Annotated in this window: 5 protein-coding genes and 2 pseudogenes; 4 read left to right on the top strand and 3 right to left on the bottom strand. The window is 38.3% G+C overall.

Going from position 1 to position 3,512, the window contains the following annotated elements; all coding sequences use genetic code 11:
- A pseudogene (locus ACFIKO_RS08855) lies at positions 1-202 on the top strand (hypothetical protein); the annotation flags it as partial.
- A 27-nt stretch (positions 203-229) separates the two neighbouring features.
- Here ACFIKO_RS08855 and ACFIKO_RS08850 read toward each other — a convergent pair.
- Positions 230-1,072, bottom strand: coding sequence for a hypothetical protein (locus tag ACFIKO_RS08850; RefSeq protein ID WP_375673820.1), 843 nt, complete (start codon positions 1,070-1,072; stop codon positions 230-232).
- Positions 1,073-1,455: 383 nt separating this feature from the next.
- On the opposite strand from ACFIKO_RS08850, the gene ACFIKO_RS08845 reads away from it, so the two are divergent.
- Positions 1,456-2,187, top strand: coding sequence for an antA/AntB antirepressor family protein (locus tag ACFIKO_RS08845; protein ID WP_375620547.1), 732 nt, complete (start codon positions 1,456-1,458; stop codon positions 2,185-2,187).
- Entirely contained in the window at positions 2,184-2,462 is a 279-nt protein-coding gene (locus ACFIKO_RS08840) for a hypothetical protein (protein ID WP_375620546.1), read from the top strand. Before ACFIKO_RS08845 ends, ACFIKO_RS08840 begins: the two co-directional genes overlap by 4 nt.
- Positions 2,463-2,506: 44 nt before the next feature.
- Here ACFIKO_RS08840 and ACFIKO_RS08835 read toward each other — a convergent pair whose 3' ends face one another.
- Complete coding sequence (locus ACFIKO_RS08835) at positions 2,507-2,779, bottom strand: CopG family antitoxin (RefSeq protein WP_012754724.1); 273 nt, start codon at positions 2,777-2,779, stop codon at positions 2,507-2,509.
- The gene (locus tag ACFIKO_RS08830) at positions 2,766-3,065 is read right to left on the bottom strand and encodes a BrnT family toxin (protein WP_375620545.1); all 300 of its coding nucleotides are present in this window, start codon (positions 3,063-3,065) and stop codon (positions 2,766-2,768) included. The genes ACFIKO_RS08835 and ACFIKO_RS08830 overlap by 14 nt, the downstream gene beginning before the upstream one ends.
- Before the next feature lie 76 nt (positions 3,066-3,141).
- On the opposite strand from ACFIKO_RS08830, the pseudogene ACFIKO_RS08825 reads away from it, so the two are divergent.
- Positions 3,142-3,512 (top strand): annotated as a pseudogene (locus ACFIKO_RS08825) (hypothetical protein); the annotation flags it as partial.

The raw sequence follows: 3,512 nt of genomic DNA, 5'->3' as shown, positions 1-3,512 counted from the left end.
CCCCACGACAATTGCAAGAAAGGAACTTGATCTTTGTATCAATGACATTGGAGGATTACCACCAAAACCGGAAGATAGTGTTATTGTGATGGCTCCTGAAAACAGCAAAGCGCCCTCTTCTCAAGAGCACTTCGTGATCACAGATGTCCAAGCCTCTGAATCCGGTATGTATAAGCTTATCTTGCGGGAGATAAAACAATGAGGAATCTTTGTCTTGTGTGTTTCAAAATCAATAAGGCTGCCCAAGAGCCCTAACCACTGCAGCAAATTGGGGAGTAGCGGTGAATTTGTAGTTCCATGGTATACCAGAGCGGCGATTAACCCGACATCCCTCATATGTGATGTCTACTGATGCAATTCGCGTCCAAGTAGTTCGTTCATTCTTTTCAGAGCTTTCAAACACAATAGCTTGATCGGTTACCAAAAGACGCCCACGTGCTAAAACTACCATTTGTTCTATTTTATTTACTCTACGTTTACCAACAAAATTAGCATATTCTTGAACTCCCAACAGTTTTTCATTAGGTGCTAGACGATAATCATATTCACTTGCATCAAGTTCTTGAAACATTTCACATGCTTCGGAAAAATTAAAGGGAGGGATATCTGGTTGTAACATCGCAACTTGTTGTTCAAAATGTTTTTTGCGTCTGTATAGATAATAATTATATAAAGCGGAACCTGCAGAAAAAGTGAGGATTATTAACAACCCCCATCCCCAAAAGCCTAATCCATCATCTTTGTCTGGTTTGTTAACTTGAGTGGGGGTAATTTGCTTATCAGTATCCTCAGCTGGTACCTGAGTCACGCTTTCGTTTTGAGTAGCAACATCTATTGACGAAGTCGAGGAGGAGGTAACAATTTCATTATTGTGTGTAATTTGATTTGGTTTGTCTTTGTGTACAGAAGCACCTACTATCGCAGAGCCGATAAATAATAAAGCTCCAATACCAAGAGTTTTCAGTCCGTTTTTCCGCCATTTCTTTATACATACTAAAACGAGTCCGACAATCATCATTGGCAATGATAACAAGCACACGATCATTGCAATTATATTAAGGGTATCCAGCATTACCTCCCCCTCCGCTATAAATAAAAAAGTAAAGTGGAAATTTAAAGTGAGTCGACAAATAAAGTAAAGACGTACTTAATATAATTTAGAAAAATGTAATATTACTGCTTGACATTATAGTAGGAGTATGAATAATCGAATCAGGTGCCTAAGAAACACCTTAGAACCATAAGCGGATTGGTTACCGAAATAATCAGTCTCCTATACATTAAAGACTTTGACTCATTATATGCTACATGCATATAATAATATCTGTCGGGTGTGGTTACGCTATACAATACCCTTGCGGGGAAAGTGTAACGACGGACTTATGGCCGTGTTTCTTAGCGCCCGGCACTTTTCTAGAGTGTCATTAAGAAACGTCTAACCATAAGGAATTCATTATGAATACTCTTATAGAAATTAGAGAACAGGTTATTGATCAGGAAACTGTTCAAACTGTTAACGCGCGTGATTTGCACGCATTTTTAGGAATTACATCAAAGTTTGCAGACTGGATTAAAAATCGCATTAAAGAATGTAAGTTTCTGGAAAATATAAACTTTATAACGCTTTCTAAAAATTTAGAAAACGGTGGAAAGGTAAAAGAATACTACATTACGTTAGACATGGCTAAACATCTTTCAATGATAGAGCGTAATGATAAAGGGCATGAAGCGCGTCAATACTTTATCAAATGTGAACGACTTTTGAAACAAGTAGCAACACCGCAAGTCGACTACTCCAAACCGGAAGCATTGCTTGGTGTCTTGAATCACTTACAAAGTCAAATAGAGCAAAAAGATCATGTTATTGCAGAATTAGCACCAAAAGCAAAAGCTTTGGAAGGTTTAAAGCGTTCTGATGGTTTGTTTGGTCTTATTGAAGCAGCAAAGATGTTAGAGGTACGACCAAAGGACTTAACTGATTACTTGCGTAAACATGATTGGGTATATCGACGGGCTCCAGGGGCGCCTCTGTTACCTTATCAGGATAAAATTAAGAAAGGATTCATGGATTGCCCTGCTATTACCATTCAAAAACCGGATGGTACAGAAAAGGTGCTGCCTTCAACAAAAATCACATCTAGAGGATTAGCTTGTTTGAGAGAACAAATCTTTGGGGGTGTGCAATGAATACCAGTATCGACTTTTTATGTGATTTGTGGCTGGCATTGTTTAAGCTTTCTAATCATCGAGGCATTGGAGATGAGGACTGCAATGCTATAGTTGAGGTTATGGAATCGGTCGTAGATGCTCTGGTTTTAAAGCTTCAAGATGACGTGCCCAATATTACAAAAATCTTGGCAATTTTGACAGATTTTGGAGCTTCAGAACTACCACATCGTATGGATTCTTTGTTGCGAACTTATGAACCAAATTTAGACAACCCCATTAAAAAGGTTGCTTAATTAAAAACACAACTCCCCTCCCTATCGTTAAAGGTGGGGAGTGGTTAATTCCGATGGCTTTTTCGTAAATCTCGTTCGATGAGATGTCGAACATAGCGTGTGTAAGGAATAGCTTGATTTTTAGCTTTTTCCTTTAAAGCCTTCATAAGCGCTTGAGGCAAGCGAATATTCATAGACGCTTCTTTAGGTAAGAACTCAAAATGAACGGGTTTAAAACCAGTTAAGTCATAATCTGTAAGATCTGCAGTATCAACAAAGTTTTCTGCTTCTTCATCCGTCTTAAAAACGGGCATTTGTTTTAATTTAGAGGTTTTCATAAAAATCAATCTCCTTTTGGTGCATATAACGAGCGCTAATAGGACGCACAAACAGTTCATTCTTTATTGTTCTTAAGGTAAAAACTAAAAAAATATATCTTTCATTATAGCTTCTTCCAATGGCTCTGAAACGCTCTTCTTTAACATTGGGGTCATGCTTTATGACGAGATTTCCAGAATTGGTGAATAAATATTCAATTTCTTTTTTAGAAACTCCATGTTTGGCACATTTTGGCCAGTTACCATCATCCCAATTTATGCCATGAACTTTGATATTTGTTACCATAACGTATGTATATCAAAATGTATCCACAAATACAATAAAAATGTTTAAAAATCAATCTGTTTGGACAGGAGCTCCCATGCATCCGAGAGAGACGATAAGAGAAACATTTGTTGCGTTGATCAAAGCAGCAAAGACGGCAGCTGGTGACAATGTTTTCAATATGCGTGATTTCAACTTTTCCCCTGAGAACACGCCTGCAATTAATATCTCAACACAAAGTGAAACGATTGAAGATGGCTATGATTATGGAATAAGGCGGCGTGTTTTAACGCTAGATGTTGAATGTTATGCGACATGTGAAGATGGAGCACGTTTTGTTGACCAATTGGCATGGGAAGTTGAGGAGGTTTTCTACGCTAATCCCAATCTCAACAACACAGTTGAGACATGCCGCCTGCAAAATATTGCTTTTGCCTTTGGTGATAATGGCGCCCTAGCGCTCCATGG

It is taken from the genome of Bartonella sp. TS82HLJMH (assembly GCF_042193495.1).
Taxonomy (GTDB): domain Bacteria; phylum Pseudomonadota; class Alphaproteobacteria; order Rhizobiales; family Rhizobiaceae; genus Bartonella; species Bartonella grahamii.
This window is presented reverse-complemented; position numbering and strand designations above follow the sequence as displayed.

Excerpts from the sequence above, each read along its gene's own strand:
- ACFIKO_RS08850 (WP_375673820.1), bottom strand. The coding sequence starts at position 1,072 with ATGCTGGATACCCTTAATATAATTGCAATGATCGTGTGCTTGTTATCA.
- ACFIKO_RS08845 (WP_375620547.1), top strand. The coding sequence starts at position 1,456 with ATGAATACTCTTATAGAAATTAGAGAACAGGTTATTGATCAGGAAACT.
- ACFIKO_RS08840 (WP_375620546.1), top strand. The coding sequence starts at position 2,184 with ATGAATACCAGTATCGACTTTTTATGTGATTTGTGGCTGGCATTGTTT.
- ACFIKO_RS08835 (WP_012754724.1), bottom strand. The coding sequence starts at position 2,779 with ATGAAAACCTCTAAATTAAAACAAATGCCCGTTTTTAAGACGGATGAA.
- ACFIKO_RS08830 (WP_375620545.1), bottom strand. The coding sequence starts at position 3,065 with ATGGTAACAAATATCAAAGTTCATGGCATAAATTGGGATGATGGTAAC.